The sequence below is a fragment of the Acinetobacter halobius genome (genome assembly GCF_044130335.1).
Classification (GTDB): domain Bacteria; phylum Pseudomonadota; class Gammaproteobacteria; order Pseudomonadales; family Moraxellaceae; genus Acinetobacter.
In genome coordinates this window covers 19,773-37,372 of the sequence record NZ_JBIQOD010000013.1, presented here as the reverse complement: position 1 = coordinate 37,372, position 17,600 = coordinate 19,773, and the positions used below count along the sequence as shown (strand labels likewise).

The window sequence follows — 17,600 nt, the reverse complement described above, 5'->3', positions numbered from 1 at the left end:
CAACCTTTAAAAGGTTTGTGCAACACAGTCAAGTTAAGTCTATAAGTAAATGAAAACCATCGCGACTTTCTTGATAGCGAATTTGAATATCAATAGACTTTTTTCTTCCACAAATAGTCGAGTAAGAATATCACTGATATTTAGAGCTTTACAACCTAGTCTATAAAGCATAATAAGGCTCTGAACAGAGCCAATGATAATACGCAAAGAAAGTCGAAATTGTGATTTGATTATATAAGAAAACACTAAATAGCCACATCAGAATAAACTTGCTTTTGTCTGTGTTTGCTTTTTTGCTGTGTATATCATTGACCCCACATCGAGAGATTTTCTCAATTCATCAATACACGATTGCAGAAGAACCTTTTAATTGTGCGATAGATTTAAGTATAGGCCTATTGACTTGAGTATTATACTGCTGAATAAGCCACTACAGAGTTCCTTTTGTAACAAAATTATTTAACTACTAAAAATTTGGATTGATTCTTCAAATAAAATCCTTGATTAAATCGTTATTTTTTTTTAGAAAAATTTAAGAATGGTTTTTCCACAAAATGCCATGATATAGACGCGAAAATTAAAGTAAAAATTAAAACTATAAAAAAGGATTCAAAAAAGCCAACTTTATATATATTTGAAAAAAACTGTTGGATTGGCCATGCATAAATGTATATACCATAAGAATAGTCAAATCTACCTTTTATAAATCTATCTTTGAAACTTAAACCAAAAATAATAATTAATAATGGTAATCCTAAAGAATAGAACATGATCAACTTAGGATTAATTATGGAAATAGATAGAGAAAGGATTGAAGCTAGAATCAAAAAAAATTTTTTCGAAAAAACATAATCATTTTTCAGATAGATAATTGCTCCCATAAAAAAAGGAATACTAAGTAATGAAATTTTATATAAAAATTCATTTGCAAAGTAGTTTAAAAATTTATTTTGAAAGACTTGATTTTCTGGAGCACCGAATAAAAATAAAAGACATTGTATTAAGAAGCATAATATAACAATAGCTATACTTACCTTCAATTTATTACAAAATAAAGAAAAAACTATCAACAACAATAGATAGTCAAAAATTTCGTAGAGTAAAGACCATAGTGGACCATTTAGTAGAGGATAATAAGCAAATCTATTAGTGATAAAATTTGAAGTAATCTCTAGAGATGGAAAAAACTCAGATAAAATTAACCATTCGTTTCTAGCAGTCGTTGAATAAAAAATAAAAGTTTTAAAGGCTTCAAAAGATGAAATCCAACCTAAAAATTCTTGTCGTCCCCATATTCCACAATAAAAATAGGTTAATAAAAAAGAACAAAAAATTAATCCTGGAAATAATCTATAAATTCTTTTTTTCAAATAACTTACATTAGAAGAAGAATATATGCAGCTTTTAGCAATCAAAAAACCTGAAATTGAAAAAAATATAATTACCGCAAAACCACCTAACGTCTGAATATTAAAAAAAGTTGGTTCAGCATATCCAAACACCACAAAATTGTGACTAAATAGCACAAGTAGGGCTGCAAAATGTCTCATTACATCAAAGCAATTATCTTTATGATTCATGATATGTTTATATCCACAGAAAATAAAATATAATTCATTTTTATCTCAACTTAATTTTAAACCCATCACGAATAGCTTCTATCATTTTTTGTCTTTGCGTAGAATTATATTTAAAATATTTAATTATACGTGTTAGCAGAAAAAATGATAATGAAAAATATTTTTCTAAAATATTAAAATTTTTACGAATAAATATTATTCTATTTTTATTACCCTGATATATCGTAAATATACTTTCACTCCCACCAGTTGAAAAACTGACCATATGATGTACTAAAATATCAGGGAAATAAATTATCTTATATCCCACCTTATTTAATCTAAAAACAAAATCAGTATCATCATAATAAACAAAAAATCTTTCGTCCATTAATCCTATTTTTTTAAAAACTTCATTATTAATTAGCATAAAACATGTCGGAGCATATTCAGTAATTTCTATCTTATTGAATTGCTTTTGATCTTCTTGAGTATCGCCGCGATGAATTGTAGTGCCTTTTAATTTTGAAATAGTTCCTCCAGCCATCCAAATTTTATTCGTCCCTGCATAGTAAATTTTTGGAACTAAAATATTTATATTATTCTCATGTGAATATTTTAAAGCTAATTCAAGAGTATTTTGATCAAAATAAATATCATTATTTAGTAATAATGTATATTCAAATTCATTATTTAAACTTTTTTCAATGCCTTGATTATTTCCCTTTGAGATACCTAAATTACGATAATTTGAGATAAATTCAAAATTTTTAAAATCGTGCTTACTTGCTAATTTATAAAACTCATCTTTATCAGAGTTATCTTCATTATTATCGACAACATAAAGTATCCAATCTTTATTGGTCTGTTTTACCAAACTTTGAATAAAAGGTTCTAGTACATCCGCAGATCTATATAAAACGGTTACTAATGCCATCTTCTTCATTTATATAGACCTCGTGATTTTAATTCATTAATAGATTGTTGATACAAATCATTCCCAATTTCTTGAGATTTAACCCAATTAGTAAAATTGGTTATACCTTGTTCAAAGCTTACTTTTGGCTCATAACCTAGTAATTGCTTTGATTTTTTCAGGCACGCATAATTGTGGCGAATATCACCTATTCTATAATTCCCAGTTATTTTAACTTCGATTGCAGCTCCATAACTTTTTATCAACTTGTCGGCCACTTCTTTAACTGATGTAGGGATGCCAGATCCAATACCAAAAACTTCGCCATTTGCAGTATCTTTGGTAAGTGCCAGTATGGTTGCATCTACTACGTCATCTATATAAACAAAGTCTCTACTTTCTAAACCATCTTCGAATATACTAATATTGTTACCATTTAAAATACTAGTCGAGAAAATAGATAAAATACCAGTATACGGATTTTTTAGTGATTGACCTGGTCCATATACATTTTGGTATCTTAAAGCTGAGGCAGCAATTCCATTAGCAGCACATGAAACCATAACCATTTGTTCTTGGTTTTGTTTCGTTATTCCATAAATAGAAGATGGATGAATTTTTGAATCTTCATCTGTTGCTAGTAAATTTAATGGCTGACCTGAAACTTCACAAATTGGATCATATATTCCTTTCTCTAAGTTTTCCTGTTTTCTGGAATCCGGATAAACTACTCCTGTTTCATGAGATAAATACTTACCTTCACCATAAATTGCTCGAGATGATGCAACAACTACTTTTTTTATTGTATGCTGTTGATTTGTCAATATATCTAATAAAAGAGCAGTACCGCCAATATTTACATCTACATATCTCTTTACCTCATACATCGATTGACCAGTGCCAGTCTCTGCTGCCAGATGGACGATAGCATCCTGACCATTAACAGCTTCAATTAAACGTTGCTCATCACAAACTGATCCATATATAAATTTCACTTTATTTTTTACAGATTGATAAAGTTCAGACGTTTTTTCAGGATCATCACCATGAATCTGTTTATTCAAATTATCTAATATTGTAATTTCATGCCCTAAGTCTATTAATTTTAAAGCAAGATTTGAACCAATAAACCCAGCGCCGCCAGTAATTAAAACTTTCATATTAAATCCTACTTAAATTATATAAAATTGCCATGAGTATCAGTTTTACGCCATGTATTTTGAATAAAATCATAACGCTTTACTATTTTAGCTGGTGATCCAACTATTACTGAGTAATCAGGATAATGACCTCTAACTACAGAATTTGTTCCGACAATACACTGTTTACCTAAAATTGTACCAGGCTGTATATAAGAACCCGCACCAATAAAACAATTTTCACCAATGGTTGTTTGAACTGTTTTATCATTTTGCTTTAATATATGTACATTAATTTCTTCATATGAGTGTTCTATATCAGCAATCATAACATGAAATGATATTGTTGTATCCTTACCTATTTCAATATTATTTGCAGACACTATATGAAAGCCTTGTTCTATAGAAACATTATCACCAATTAATATCCGACCTTTATCAATAATTTCTAATCTAGCACAATCTCTAATCAGAACATTATTTCCTATTGAAATTCTCCCAGGATTCATAATCATCATTGGTTTAAATATTTTTGAATTAGTACCAATTAATTCAAAAAATATCTTATACCATAATTGTGTTTTTAATAAATAAAAAAAAGAATTTAGTCTATTTATAAATTTAAAAACTTTATTTGAAGTATCAGACATAATTAATCTACTCAAATCTATCGAAAAATATCAATAACAACAAATCAATAAAAACTCTTGTTGTCCATGCGATAGCTACGCCAACTAGACCATATAAGTTAATTAGATACAAAAGAAGAAAAATATAAGGTACACACTCAACTACCTGTATCAAACTTGTAACTTTAGCCTTTCCTTTTGCCTGAATACTGGTGAAAGGTATCTGCGCTATTGCATTAAAAATAAATCCAAGCATTAATATCTGAAAAACTAAAGTTGATTTTTCTGCATAATCTTGACCTAACCATAGAGTTATAATTTCTCGTCCAAAATAAATAAAAATCAGTCCCAATGGAACACTAGATATGCATATTAAAAAATATGATATTTTTTTAGTATTTTTTTTATCAACATCTCCTCTTGATAGCATAGGAAAAATAGTTTTTGCAACTGCAACGGGCAGTATGCTTAATCTTGATATTGCTTCAGATGGTGCTGTATAAAACCCAACTACATTAGCTCCCATTTTGTTAGACAAGATAAATCTATCAAAATACGAGATTACAGGACTAATGATATTACTAACAGCAACCCAGCCACCAAACTTTATTAATCTAAAAAAAATTAATTTATAAAATTTTAAGGATTTTTTTGTAATATATTCTTTACAGTAAAAAATTATTAGAAAAAATGAAAAAATTCGAGCGATAAGTAGACCTATCACTGCGTTAAACAAACTAATATTCCAAAGTAGCATTATAGCTGGCATAACAACAATAAGACTACTTGAGATAGTTTTAAATATACTTAATTTTAAAAACTCTAAATATCCTTCTAATAATGAACAATATACTTGAACCAAAAGAAAAAATGGAATTGAAATTGACATTACTATTAATGAAAGATAAAAATCATTTGAAACATAAGGACTTACATTTAGAAACTCAACGATATAACTATTAAAAGTGACAATCAAAATTCCTGCAAATAATCCTAGAAACAACATCACAACTGTCGAAGTTGAAAGTATTTTTAAAACCTCTTCATTATCATGCCTATATATTGCAACCTCTCTTATAACTGATCTCGAAATACCCACATCAAAAATACTTGCATATCCTACAATAGAAAGTATCAATGTAAATAAACCAAATAAATCTCCACCCATTGCTCTGGCCATGTATCCTAATACAGGTATTGATAATATCCCTGGAACCAAATACCCGGCCATATTAATGAAGCTGTTTTTAGCAATACTCATTATAAAGACTTACCTTTAAAATAGATCAGCTAATCTAAATGGTGAAGCTAATTTATCTTTTTCAGTAAGTTTTAATTCGGTAATAATATCTATTGGCCATTCAATCGCAAGATCTGGATCATTCCATACAATACTTCTTTCACATTCCTTAGAGTAGTAATTCGTGGTCTTATATAAAAACTGAGTATTATCTTCAAGCGCAATAAAGCCATGTGCAAAACCAGCAGGAATCCAAAATTGCTTATGGTTTTCACCTGTAAGCTCAACTCCTACCCACTCCCCAAATGTTGGTGAGTTTTCACGGATATCTACTGCTACATCCCACGCTCGGCCTTGTACCACACGTACCAGTTTACCTTGCGCATGAGGATTAAGCTGATAATGCAAACCGCGCAATACGCCTTTTTGTGAAAACGAGTGATTGTCTTGTACAAATTGTGGAACGTCTAAGTCACGCTCAGTAAGCGCCTGCTCAAAGTTTTTTTGATTAAAACTTTCCATAAACCAGCCGCGGTCATCACCAAACACACGCGGCTCTAAAATGAGTAAACCTTTGATTTTGGTTTCAACAATATTCATTATAATGACGTCCAGTATACCTTGATATAAGAGGCATCATGCAGATCTACATAATGCCCTGATTACACTTATTTTGAGTGTTCTTGATGCAATTTCAACAAATACTGACCATATCCAGTTTTCTTAAAAAATTCACCACGTGCTTTAAGTTGGTTTAAATCGATCCAGCCATTGTTAAAAGAAATCTCTTCTAAACTGGCAACTTTTAGCCCCTGACGATGCTCAATGGTTTGTACAAACTGACTGGCTTCAATCAGTGAATCATGTGTACCTGTATCTAGCCATGCAAAACCTCGGCCAAGTACTTCTACATTTAGTGCTTGTTGCTGTAAATAAATATTATTTACGTCGGTAATTTCAAGCTCCCCGCGATGTGATGGTTTAATATTTTTGGCAATTTCTATCACTGAATTGTCATAAAAATACAAACCCGTCACTGCATAATTCGATTTTGGGTGCTCTGGTTTTTCTTCGATACTTAAAGCTTTACCCGATGCATTAAAATCGACCACCCCAAAACGCTCTGGATCATTTACATAATAGCCAAATACTGTCGCACCATTATTTTGAGCAGCAGCACGCTTTAACTGCTCACTAAAATGTTGACCATAGAAAATATTATCACCCAAAATTAGGGTGACATTATCTTGACCAATAAATTCTTCGCCCAAAATAAATGCTTGAGCAAGCCCATCAGGAGACGGTTGAACTTTGTAAGAGAGTTTGATTCCAAGCTCCTCACCTGTTCCTAAAAGTTTTTCAAAGTTTGGTACATCTTCTGGGGTAGATATAATTAAAATTTCATTGATCCCTGCAAGCATAAGTACAGACAGTGGATAATAAATCATGGGTTTGTCATAAATTGGAAGTAGCTGTTTTGATGTACCCATGGTAATTGGATACAAGCGTGTGCCAGAGCCGCCCGCTAAAATAATCCCTTTACGGTTTGTTTGAGTCATGTAAGAAGTTCCTCTAATACTTGTGTTACACCTTGCTGCCAGTGAGGAAGATGCAATTTAAAATTTTGTTCTAGCTTGTTGGTGTTTAAACGTGAATTAAGCGGGCGTTTTGCCGGTGTTGGGTATGCCCATGTTTCAATTGGATTTACTTTATTTAAAGCTAAAACTTGTCCTGCATGTCGTGCATGTGCAAAAACAAATTGAGCGTAATCATGCCATGTAGTTTCACCTTTTGGCGCCAAATGATAATGACCATGCAGATTTTGTTTTTCAGTTTCAGATTGTAAGGTGTAATAGCGAATCGCTTGAGCCGTAACATCAGCAATCAGTGCTGCGCCTGTAGGCACCCCAACCTGATCATGAATAATACTCAGTTCTTCTTTGGTCTGAGCCAGTTTGAGCATGGTTTTTATAAAGTTATTGCCTCGTGCGGCATATACCCAGCAGGTACGAAAGTTTAAAAACCGAACATTGCTCTGTTCAAGTGCTAACTCGCCTTCACGTTTGGTGAGGCCATAGTAATTCACTGGTGCGGTTTGATCATCTTCATTCCATGGAGCAATACCATCTCCACTAAAAACATAGTCAGTCGAGTAATGAATCAACAGTGCATGATGCTTTTTGCACTCACTAGCCAAATGCTTCACTGCTTGCGCATTGATAAGCTGTGCCTGTTGCTGATCAGATTCGGCTTTATCAACCGCAGTATATGCAGTGGCATTCACGACGATATCTGGATTAATTTTATCAAACACATCAGAAATGGCAGCGAAGTCTGCAACATTGCCACTGAAGCCCTCAGATGACATATTACGATCAAGTGTAACCACTTCACCAAGCGGTTGGAGTGCGCGTTGCAACTCCCACCCAACTTGACCATTTTTTCCAAGCAACAGTATTTTCATAGTTTCACGCAACTTAATTCATTTTTTCGGTGGTTGTGTACTGTTGCTGAATCCAGTTTTGGTATTCACCACTTTGAATATGCTGTACCCACGCTTGGTTGTTTAGGTACCACTGCACTGTTTTTCTAAGGCCTGTCTCAAAGCTTTCTTGCGGCACCCAGCCTAAATCTTTTTGGATTTTACTTGCATCAATCGCATAGCGCAAATCATGTCCCGGACGATCTGTCACATAAGTGATGAGGTCTTCATAACGTGCTAAACCTTCAGGTTTGTTTGGAGCAAGCTCTTCTAAAAGTTCGCAAATTGCTTTTACCACATCAATATTTTTTTGCTCGTTGTGACCGCCAATGTTGTAAGTTTCACCCACTGCTGCTTCTGTGACTACTTTATAAAGTGCGCGGGCATGATCTTCTACATACAACCAGTCACGAATTTGTGTACCGTTTCCATATACAGGTAGTGGCTTACCCGCCAGTGCATTTAAAATTACCAGCGGAATGAGTTTTTCAGGGAAATGGAACGGCCCATAGTTGTTTGAACAATTGGTCAGTACAACTGGTAAGCCGTACGTGCGGTACCATGCTCTAACCAAGTGATCCGAACTGGCTTTGCTGGCAGAGTAAGGTGAACTTGGAGCATAAGGTGTTGTTTCTAAAAACAGATCTTCTGTACCTTCTAAATCGCCATACACTTCATCTGTTGAAATATGATGAAATCGAAATGCTTGTTTTTTATTTTGATCTAGTTGATTCCAGTAATGGCGTGCTGCCTCAAGTAGTTGGTAGGTACCAATAATATTGGTTTCAATAAACGCCGCAGGGCCAGTAATTGAACGGTCGACATGCGATTCAGCAGCTAAATGCATCACAGCATCGGGTTGAAAACTTTCAAATAATTGATCTAATGCAATGCGATCACAAATATCAGTCTGGGAAAATTGATAACGTTCATTATTTTCAACCAATGCCAACGATTCTAAATTACCCGCATAGGTGAGTTTATCGACATTGAGTACCTGATGGGGTGTATTTTGAATAATATGGCGAACGACTGCTGAACCAATAAAACCAGCACCGCCTGTTACCAATAATTTCATATTTTCCTGCTCTTAATTTAAATTGATTGATAGCAAAATAATTTTAGGTTATCTATAGATAAATAAGATGTTTCTTTTTTTCTAAAACTATTTCAGTATTTTATTCAAAATATGTGAATGAATTGTATAAATATTTTAATTGAACACGTTAGGCTTTATCAAATGAACATCAATAAAATATATCAATTCTTGTGCAAATCTTTGGTTTTGTAACCCTCTACATAGGTTTGTAGGATATTTTTAATTTTTACCTGATTCTCTCCTTGTTCAGATAAATCAGATAACTGCAAAAATACGCTGTTAATTTGATCAAAAAGATAAAAATGCTCATACGATTTTAAAATTCGTTCATGGTCGGTTTTAGTCACATTTTCAGATTCGATGAGTAGCTCTTCATATAGTTTTTCACCTGGACGTAGGCCAGTAAACTGAATTGCGATATCCCCTAAGCCTTTTTCATCCATAGGTTTAAACCCACTTAGACGAATCATCTGTTTAGCCAAATCAACAATTTTAACGGGTTCACCCATATCCAGTAGAAAAACATCTCCGCCTGTTCCCATTGCCCCCGCCTGAATCACCAACTGCGCAGCCTCAGGAATAGTCATAAAATAACGAGTCACCTCAGGGTGAGTTACTGTAACAGGTCCACCTTTTTCAATCTGTTTTTTGAACAAAGGAACGACAGAACCTGATGAACCTAATACATTACCAAAACGAACTATACTGATTTGTGTTTGCGGTTTTGTGGCAGCTAAACCTTGGCAATACAATTCTGCCATCCGTTTCGATGCACCCATGACATTGGTTGGGCGTACAGCTTTGTCAGTAGAAATCAGGACAAAGGTTTCAACCCCTTGAGCCACAGCAGCGTCAACACTACGGGCCGTACCAATTGAAGTATTATAGATCCCTTCAAAGGGGTTGGCCTCAACCAAGGGAACATGCTTATAAGCTGCTGCATGGTAAACCGTTTGCACAGCATGGTTTTGCAATATACGTTCCAACTTTATTTGGTGAGTTACAGAACCTAGTATAGCCACTACTTCTACACCTGCGTTTTGTAATTCGCGATCAATGGAATACAGTGCAAATTCAGACATTTCAAATAAAACAAGGCATTTTGGTTGATGCTTCAAGATCTGACGGGAAAGTTCTGAACCAATTGATCCACCTGCACCAGTTACCATCACCACTTTATTTTTAATATTTTTTTCTAAAAGGTCTAACTTGGGTGGTACTGGATCACGCCCCAGTAAGTCAATAATATCGACTTCTCGAATATCGGAGACTTGAACTCGCCCGCCCACCAGTTGGGTGACCCCTGGCAGTTCCATAATTTTGACATTAGACGGTTCAAAAGACTCAATAATTGCTTTTTTACGTGCACGACTTACAGATGGCATAGCCAGTAATATTTCTTCGATGTGAAACTTACGAAATGCGGTAAGCGCCCTTTTCGGTGAAAAGATTTTTAGTCCGCTTAAAGACTGCCCTTGTAACGAAGCTTTATCATCAATAAAACAGACGGGCAAATAGTCATCAGAGCGATATAATGCGGCCGCAATTTGCTGCCCCGCAAGCCCTGCACCATAAATCGCGACACGCTTACGGTTTTGCTTTTTCACAAAAGTACGCAGTGTGGCATAGCGAATTACAGCACGGCTCCACCACATCCAAGAAAACAGCACAAAGCCGTACATGAGTGGAATGCTCATGGGAATAAAAGCTAAACCGAGCTTCTTAACTGCATATAAACCAACAATTTGGATAAATGTCGCGATCGAGATCCGTAGCAAATAATCTTCATTGAAGGAGCGCACAATCGCACTATAAATACCGAGTAAGGCAAAAATTGCGACACCAATGACACCGACATACAGATACCAAAAATCTAAACCTTCCATCACCGGAACATTTGGTTTGGCTAGTCGAATGGCATAAACCAGCCACATCATCAAAGGCAGGACACAGATATCCATGACCACTAAAACAACTTGTTTTTGGCGGCGCGGTAATGATGCAATAACTCGGATAATGTCTTTCACGATGGACTCAACGGGCTAGATGAAGGCAAAAAATTGCATGGCAAATTATACGCTGTTTCACATGGAGATTTGTGAGATCACCTGTTGGATACTATCCACCGTTTTTTGCATGTTGCTGTCGGACAAAGTCGGATGTACCAAGAACATTAAACTGCTGTCCCCCAAGCTTTTGGCATTGACCAATCGTTGCTCAGGTCGCCATGGTGTTCCATCAAAGGCTTTTTCTAAATACACTTCTGAACATGAACCACTAAAGCATGGCACACCCAGTGCATTAATTTCCGCCATAATGCGATCACGCGACCAACCTTCTGGCAATTGTGCTGTATTCACTTGGACATAAGCCTTATATGCCGCATGAACATAATTCGCAGGTGGCATTGCCACAGTAAAATAAGGGTTATTTTCAAAACTTGCTAAAACGCGACGCATATGCGCATTACGCACTTGCGTCCATTCTGGCATTTTTTGGAGTTGTAAACGTCCGATAACAGCCTGCATTTCCATCATGCGCCAGTTGGTGCCAAAGCTGTCATGTAACCAACGAAAGCCAGGCGGGTGCTGTTTGTTATAAATGCTGTCAAAGTTTTTACCGTGGTCTTTATATGACCACATTTTTTTCCATAAATTTTCATCATTGGTGGTAACCATACCGCCTTCACCACCCGTGGTCATGATCTTGTCTTGACAAAATGACCATGCGCCAATATGCCCGATTGAACCTGCGGATTGACCTTTATAGAATGCACCATGGGCTTGGGCACAGTCTTCTATGACCCAAATCCCTTTTTCCTCAGCCAACTGCATGATCGGATCCATATCACACATCCAACCCGCCAAATGCACACAAATAATGGCTTTGGTTTTCGGAGTAAGCACAGCTTCAATCGTACGGCGTGAAATATTCTGTGAATCCAGTTCAACATCGGCAAAAACAGGATTGGCACCAGCCGTCACAATTGAACTGGCAGATGCAAGAAATGTCCGTGAAGTGACGATCACATCATCGCCTGTGCCAATGCCAAGGGCTTTTAAGGCCAAATCCAGTGCGACTGTGCCATTCGCTACAGCGACGGCATACTGCGTCTGTGCAAATGCTGCAAATTCTTTTTCAAACTCACGGCACTCTTGTCCTGTCCAATAATTGACTTTATTGGATAAAAGGACCTTTGACACCGCATCTGCTTCAGCTGAGGTGAAACTTGGCCACGGTTCAAATGCAGTGTTTAACATGAGTTTTTCCTAAATTTATCATTTACTGGTCAGTATACGGGCAGGATTTCCCACCACTGTTACGCCCGCAGGCACGCTTTTGGTCACCACAGCGCCCATACCCACCACAGCACCACGACCAATCACCAAAGGTTGCGCAGGTGTGCCTTGTTTAATCACGGCACCTGCACCAATATAAACATGGTCTTCTATATGAATATTACCGTTGCATTTTACGCCCGGTGCAAACGTGACGAAATCACCAATTACACAATCATGCTCGACATAACTATATAAGTTGGCATGAAAACATTTGCCAATTTTAATATTGGATGTAATCGTGACAAAAGGACTCAACGCAGCACCTGCGCCAAGTTCTACCGTATCCATCAGCAGCGTATTATCTGCCTGCACTGACCACAATGGAAGACCATCTTGCTCCAGTTTCAGCGCAATTTTTTCACGTACTTGACTATTGGCAATTGCAATCAGTACCGCTTTGAAAGATACAGGCTCCGCTTTAAATTGTGGGTAGTTCATGGCACGATGACCATTCACTATGGTAATTTCAGTCAAAGCATCATCAATAAACACAATTTCAGCAGGCTCTTGCTGACGTGCTAATTGTTGACGTGCTACAGGCATCAAACTACGTCCACACCCCGAAGCACCATATACGGCATAAAGCTTAGTCATGTTTGCTGCCTGTGAATTTATGCATCGTGACATCACCTTCGGCACTAATATCATCTTTCGCGAGTACTTTTTTGACGGTTTTCAGCATGATTTTAAAGTCGAGCCACAAGGACTGATTGTTGACATACCATGTGTCGAGTTCAAACTTCTTTTCCCATGAGATGGCATTACGTCCATTCACCTGCGCATAGCCCGTGATGCCGGGACGTACATCATGGCGTTTGGCTTGCTCGCTATTATATAAAGGCAAATATTCCATCAACAACGGGCGTGGTCCCACGATACTCATGTCCCCTTTAATCACATTCCATAGCTCTGGCATTTCATCCAAACTGGTGGCGCGGAGCATTTTACCAAAGGGCGTTAAACGCTCACTATCGGGTAGCGGATTGCCTGCTGTATCCAGTGCATCTTTCATGCTACGAAACTTAATCATTTCAAACGGTTGCCCATGTAAACCCGGGCGGGTTTGGCGAAAAAGTACAGGAGAACCCAAATTCTTTTTTACTTTATACGCCACCAACGCATAGACAGGAGATAGCAGCACCAAAGCAGTTGAGGCGATCGCGACATCTAAAATTCGTTTCAGCATGCTTAAACTCCCATCTCGGACATCATGTGGGCATTCACTTGATGGACATCATATTTCTCTAAAGCGATTTCACGCGAACGCTGCCCCATCTGTACCATCAGTTGTGGGTCATCTATAAAAGCTTGCATGGCGTGTACCAACTCTTCAACCGATTTCACCTGAACCAAATACCCGTTCTGACCATGGATCACTGTTTCTCGGCAACCTGGGGCATCGGTGGTGATAATGGCACGCCCCATCGCCATAGCCTCAAGTACGGTGCGAGGTGTACCCTCACGATAAGATGGCAAAACATAAACCGAACTGGCTGCAATTGCAGGTCGTACATCACTGAGTTTACCCCAATAATTGACGACTTTCTCTGCCACCCAAGCATCTAGTTCAGCTTGCGCAATCGCAGCAGGATTTTCATCAATCCAACCCACCAAATGAAACTCGACTTCTGGATGCTTTGCTTTGATGATGCGAGCCGCTTCTGCATATTCTCGCACCCCCTTATCCCCCAATAAACGAGCAATCAGCAAGAAAGAAACCTTTGCTTGGCCATGTTCATTTTTAGGTAAATCCAGTACTGCAAAATCCTGCACATTCACCCCAGAACCATTCACCACCACCATCGGTTTTTGAGGTGATAGGAGTTGCATGCTTTGAAATAATTTTAAGTCGTCGGGATTTTGAAAAAAGACTTTGTGTGCATGCTTGAGCGCTTGCGCATACAGACCATGCACCATTTTTTGAAAAATACTGCGTTGACCCGATTCCGCATTTTGAAAGGCATACCCCAAACCCGTAATCAATGCAAAACGATGGGGCACTTTTGCCAAGCTTGCAGCCAATGTGCCATAAATCACGGGCTTAATGGTATAAGACAGCACATAATCAGGTTGAATTTGGCGAATCAGCTGATACATCGCTTTTAAGGTTTTGAGGTCTTGGATTGGGTTGGTTCCTGTACGTTGCATGGGCAGCGTATGTACCTGATAACCCAATTGCTGCAGTTTATTCAACTCATCAGGATAATCGTGTAAATCAGGCGCTAGGACATGTATTTCTAAACCCTGAGCATGAATCGCCTCTAACAATTTACCGCGAAAGTTCAGTACAGACGGTAGATAACTACTGATCATCAAAAATTTCATCAACCTTGTCCCCATACCGTCATGTATTGCTGGCTTACGTGCTGAATACTAAAGTTCTGCTCTACCCGCGCCCGTGTTTGTTGCTTTAAACTGCGCTTATCAGCCTGTGACAATTTTACATAGTCTAAAATCGCCGCTTTCAACCCTGCTACATCGCGTGGCGCAACCACCCAACCTTTCTCTTCTACAATATATTTAGCATCCCCAACATCCGTCGTGATGCAGGGTAAACCTGATGCCATCGCTTCGACCAAAACATTGGGAAAACCTTCCGTAATCGAAGTCATCAAAAAAGCATCCAACGATTGATAAAAAGCTGGCATATCCGAAACCTGATCGAAGAGCTGTACTTTTTGTGGATCTAACTGATGCTCAGCAAAGGCTTGTTTGATTTCAGGGGTGTCTAAATTGGCACCACTCCCCGCAATTTTAAATACAATCGGCTGATCTTTAAGTTCAGCAATCACTTGCAATAAATATGCATATCCTTTAGCTGTATGGTAGCGCCCTGCAAAACCAATTGTGATCGGTTCATGCAATTGCTCATTTACTTGAAACTGATCTAAGGCAACACCATTGGCAATCACCTGCTGATTTGCATTGTTAAAACCAAACGCTTGATGTTGCTCAAGGGATGAATGCGCACAATACACAATGCCTTTCGGCTGCTGAGAGAAAAGCTTGCTGAGGTTTAATGCCACTTTGGTACTCAGCGACTCTTCTTTAGGTGATGCCAGTGAATGATGAACCCCCCAAAAAACAGGTGGTTTTTGTTGCATGCCCAACAGACTTAGACTGGTCATCGCATTGGCATGGTACATCCAACCTTGTACCACATTCGGTTGAATCTGTTGCAGTAGTGTTCTGAGTTTAAGCATGACACTAAAACTGTTTATACCCTTCCAATTTAAACTGTAGTGTGAAGAGCACAGCTTCAAGGTTTCGGCATAAACATTGGATACATGCATTAATGAAATAATAATGTGTTCATACTCTGCCTGCGTTTGCGCAACCAAACGGGACAGCATCATTTCAGCGCCACCCACACCTGCGAAGTTGGTAATCACATGTACAACCACAGGTTTGTTCATACTGCCAACCCCATCATCTGAGCATAGCGTTGCAATACCGTATCTTTATGGAACTGCTGACAGTGCTGTTCAAATTCAGCCGCAGTATATTGCACACCATCTGCGCAAAGCGCTTGCTGCATAGCCTCTGCTAATGCAGGTGCATCATCGCAAGGCACCAATAAGCCGAATTTGGCATTATCCAAAATTTCCATCGGGCCACTTGGACAATCGGTACTGACCACTTTAATTTTTGAAGCGAGCGCCTGAATCAGCACACCTGGCAAACCTTCCCAATTTGAACTCAGCACAAACAGTTCAGCATATTTAAAATAAGCATAAGGATTGGCATCAAAACCGGGTAAATCCACAACATCGTGTAGACCCAAGTCAGCACGTAAATGTTCCAGTTCCTGACGCAACTCACCTTCACCCAAAATGATCAAACGGGTATTGGGCTGCTGTTGATATAACCTAGCAAAAGCACGAATTAAATTAGCAAAGTTTTTTGCTTCTGTTAAACGTCCAACCGCCATGATGACTTTAAGATTAGGCTCAAAAAAACGATGCGTTACAGGTGCTTGAAGTTTAGTAAAATAACTGTCATCAATCACGGGGTTGTAAATGGTGACTAAATTAGACTGTTGATAGCCATAGTATTTGCGAAAATCCTCCAACACCCCATTGGATACACAAACCACTCGGTCCGCCATGGGATAGCTATAGTTCACGAGGCTTTTCAAGACAAACTTGGCAAAACCTTGCAACTTCATATTTTTCGAAGGTGTCGACACTTCACGGAAGATTAATTTGGTTTTGACTCTTGCCAGTTTCTTGGCAAAGGCACAAATGATATTGCTATGGGTTTGGGTGGCAACGACTGCAAGGTACTGCCCTGTTTTTAATTGTTGTTTCAGTGGCATCAAAGCATTCACCACTCGCCCACAGTTCAAATCAAGCAGTTGGATTTTAGGGCTGACCTCAGGACGTAATTTTCCCTTTTCACCCTGTATATTACATACAGCCAAATCCACCTGAATACCTTGCTCAGCAAAGCTATTGGCCAACTGGATGACGGTTCGCTCAGCCCCTCCACCACCCAGTGTTGGTAAAAAGAACATCACTTTATTCAACATCATAAAATCCACTTAAAGCTAAAGCTGAGATTGTTTTTGTGCTTGAAGCTCAATCGCACGCTGCACACGTTGAGTATAGTCCTGAATCCCTGCAAGCTCAGAGTCACTGGCACAAGTGGTTTTAATTTTGGCTTGAAAGTCATCAAAACTGCTCACCACTTTGGCAGGTACTCCAATTGCTACACTATTATCAGGAATATCTTTAGTCACCACTGAACCTGCGCCAATCACCACATTTGAACCAATCGTGACCCCCGGCATAATAATGCTATTGACCCCAATGAAAACATGAGAACCCACATGAATAGGGGCAAAACGTTGATAACGCTTGCCTTGCGCATCATAAACAAGGCAGGTACTACCATCATGCGTAATAAACTTAACGCCTGAGGTGACTGTAACGTGATTCCCTAGGTGAATCAGAAAAGGTTCAGAGCCCCAGCTCTTGATATAAATTCGACAATGCTCACCGATAGTCACACCTTTTTTACGCGCATAAGCAATACTGCCCTTGAACATAAAATAGGCTAAATCAAACACTGTGTTGAAAATTGACCGAATCAATGCCATGTATCAAAAAGACCCAAGATAAATAGATAAATGTGCAACAAAAGTACTGCAACGGGCTATTTTACTCTCAATTGTGCAACACGGATATGCTCTG

Annotated in this window: 17 protein-coding genes; all 17 read right to left on the bottom strand. The window is 38.0% G+C overall.

Translation table 11 applies throughout. From position 1 onward, the window contains the following. Positions 1–512 precede the first annotated feature (512 nt). Positions 513–1,580 carry an acyltransferase family protein gene (locus ACE01U_RS11940; protein WP_395579553.1) on the bottom strand — a complete coding sequence of 356 codons (1,068 nt, stop codon included), beginning with the start codon at positions 1,578–1,580 and terminating at the stop codon, positions 513–515. Between the two features lie 40 nt (positions 1,581–1,620). Next, the gene (locus ACE01U_RS11935) at positions 1,621–2,505 is read right to left on the bottom strand and encodes a glycosyltransferase family 2 protein (RefSeq protein ID WP_336149816.1); all 885 of its coding nucleotides are present in this window, start codon (positions 2,503–2,505) and stop codon (positions 1,621–1,623) included. Beyond that, positions 2,502–3,635 (bottom strand): NAD-dependent epimerase/dehydratase family protein, encoded by a 1,134-nt coding sequence (locus tag ACE01U_RS11930; RefSeq protein ID WP_348927550.1) that lies wholly within the window; start codon positions 3,633–3,635, stop codon positions 2,502–2,504. Before ACE01U_RS11930 ends, ACE01U_RS11935 begins: the two co-directional genes overlap by 4 nt. Before the next feature lie 17 nt (positions 3,636–3,652). After that, positions 3,653–4,264 (bottom strand): acyltransferase, encoded by a 612-nt coding sequence (locus tag ACE01U_RS11925; RefSeq protein ID WP_348927547.1) that lies wholly within the window; start codon positions 4,262–4,264, stop codon positions 3,653–3,655. A 7-nt stretch (positions 4,265–4,271) separates the two neighbouring features. After that, the gene (locus ACE01U_RS11920; protein ID WP_348927545.1) at positions 4,272–5,504 is read right to left on the bottom strand and encodes a flippase; all 1,233 of its coding nucleotides are present in this window, start codon (positions 5,502–5,504) and stop codon (positions 4,272–4,274) included. Between the two features lie 15 nt (positions 5,505–5,519). Next, on the bottom strand, positions 5,520–6,083 hold the full coding sequence (gene rfbC, locus ACE01U_RS11915; RefSeq protein WP_348927542.1) for a dTDP-4-dehydrorhamnose 3,5-epimerase: 564 nt from the start codon (positions 6,081–6,083) through the stop codon (positions 5,520–5,522). A gap of 68 nt (positions 6,084–6,151) precedes the next feature. Further along, a complete protein-coding gene (gene rfbA, locus ACE01U_RS11910; RefSeq protein ID WP_348927539.1) occupies positions 6,152–7,042 on the bottom strand; it encodes a glucose-1-phosphate thymidylyltransferase RfbA in 891 nt (296 codons plus the stop codon). Further along, positions 7,039–7,947 carry a dTDP-4-dehydrorhamnose reductase gene (gene rfbD / locus ACE01U_RS11905; RefSeq protein ID WP_348927536.1) on the bottom strand — a complete coding sequence of 303 codons (909 nt, stop codon included), beginning with the start codon at positions 7,945–7,947 and terminating at the stop codon, positions 7,039–7,041. Before rfbD ends, rfbA begins: the two co-directional genes overlap by 4 nt. Before the next feature lie 13 nt (positions 7,948–7,960). Next, entirely contained in the window at positions 7,961–9,043 is a 1,083-nt protein-coding gene (gene rfbB / locus ACE01U_RS11900; protein ID WP_348927533.1) for a dTDP-glucose 4,6-dehydratase, read from the bottom strand. Between the two features lie 182 nt (positions 9,044–9,225). Beyond that, positions 9,226–11,091: a polysaccharide biosynthesis protein gene (locus tag ACE01U_RS11895; protein ID WP_151836890.1), complete on the bottom strand. Its 1,866-nt coding sequence runs from the start codon at positions 11,089–11,091 to the stop codon at positions 9,226–9,228. Positions 11,092–11,148: 57 nt separating this feature from the next. Continuing rightward, complete coding sequence (locus tag ACE01U_RS11890; protein ID WP_004684230.1) at positions 11,149–12,324, bottom strand: DegT/DnrJ/EryC1/StrS family aminotransferase; 1,176 nt, start codon at positions 12,322–12,324, stop codon at positions 11,149–11,151. Between the two features lie 18 nt (positions 12,325–12,342). Beyond that, a complete protein-coding gene (locus ACE01U_RS11885; protein WP_004684228.1) occupies positions 12,343–12,999 on the bottom strand; it encodes a NeuD/PglB/VioB family sugar acetyltransferase in 657 nt (218 codons plus the stop codon). Beyond that, entirely contained in the window at positions 12,992–13,591 is a 600-nt protein-coding gene (locus ACE01U_RS11880; protein WP_086210710.1) for a sugar transferase, read from the bottom strand. Before ACE01U_RS11880 ends, ACE01U_RS11885 begins: the two co-directional genes overlap by 8 nt. A gap of 2 nt (positions 13,592–13,593) precedes the next feature. Continuing rightward, positions 13,594–14,730 (bottom strand): glycosyltransferase family 4 protein, encoded by a 1,137-nt coding sequence (locus ACE01U_RS11875; protein WP_395579552.1) that lies wholly within the window; start codon positions 14,728–14,730, stop codon positions 13,594–13,596. Then, the gene (locus ACE01U_RS11870) at positions 14,730–15,821 is read right to left on the bottom strand and encodes a glycosyltransferase (RefSeq protein ID WP_395579551.1); all 1,092 of its coding nucleotides are present in this window, start codon (positions 15,819–15,821) and stop codon (positions 14,730–14,732) included. The genes ACE01U_RS11875 and ACE01U_RS11870 overlap by 1 nt, the downstream gene beginning before the upstream one ends. Further along, the gene (locus tag ACE01U_RS11865) at positions 15,818–16,936 is read right to left on the bottom strand and encodes a glycosyltransferase (protein ID WP_395579550.1); all 1,119 of its coding nucleotides are present in this window, start codon (positions 16,934–16,936) and stop codon (positions 15,818–15,820) included. The genes ACE01U_RS11870 and ACE01U_RS11865 overlap by 4 nt, the downstream gene beginning before the upstream one ends. Positions 16,937–16,954: 18 nt before the next feature. Next, a complete protein-coding gene (locus ACE01U_RS11860; RefSeq protein WP_086210714.1) occupies positions 16,955–17,506 on the bottom strand; it encodes an acyltransferase in 552 nt (183 codons plus the stop codon). Between the last annotated feature and the right edge of the window lie 94 nt (positions 17,507–17,600).